Annotated in this window: 1 protein-coding gene and 1 pseudogene; one reads left to right on the forward strand and one right to left on the reverse strand. The window is 32.7% G+C overall.

Going from position 1 to position 569, the window contains the following annotated elements; genetic code table 11:
- Positions 1-29: 29 nt before the first annotated feature.
- Positions 30-110 (forward strand): annotated as a pseudogene (locus AMN83_RS05270) (hypothetical protein); the annotation flags it as partial.
- Here the strand turns inward: AMN83_RS05270 and AMN83_RS05260 are convergent.
- A partial coding sequence (locus AMN83_RS05260) for an acyl-CoA dehydrogenase family protein (protein WP_256998065.1) occupies positions 74-569 on the reverse strand: 496 nt, incomplete at its 5' end. The pseudogene AMN83_RS05270 and the gene AMN83_RS05260 overlap by 37 nt on opposite strands.

The raw sequence follows: 569 nt of genomic DNA on the forward strand, positions 1-569 counted from the left end.
GTGTTGGAATTGTATCAAGGTCAGGAACATTGACATATGAAGCAGTAGCACAGACAACTGAAAATGGACTTGGTCAATCAACTTGTATTGGTATTGGTGGTGATCCTATTAATGGAACAAATTTTATAGATTGTTTAGATTTATTTTTAAATGACTCTGAAACAGAATTTGTTCCTTCATAGATTGGGGTAATACGATTATCTCTATATAATTGCTCTATACCTTGGTCTTTAGTGTACCCATATCCACCATGTATTTGCATCGCGTCGTTCGTAATTTCCATAGCTAAATCTGTAAATAATGACTTAACAACTGGTGTCATCAATGAAACATAATCTAAAGCTTCTTGTTTAATCTTTTCATCAGGATGATAGAGACTCACCTCAGTTTGTTGTGATAACCAAAAACATAAAGCTCTTTCTCCTTCAATAATTGACTTCATATTAAGTAAAGATCTTCTAATATCCGCATGATCAATTATAAAGTCTGCACCATTTGTAGATTTTGAATTATTTGTTTTTCCTTGCTTTCTCTCTTTTGCATAAGCAAGTGAGTTTTGATACGCAATT

The sequence above is a fragment of the Candidatus Pelagibacter communis genome (genome assembly GCF_001180025.1).
Classification (GTDB): domain Bacteria; phylum Pseudomonadota; class Alphaproteobacteria; order Pelagibacterales; family Pelagibacteraceae; genus Pelagibacter; species Pelagibacter ubique_A.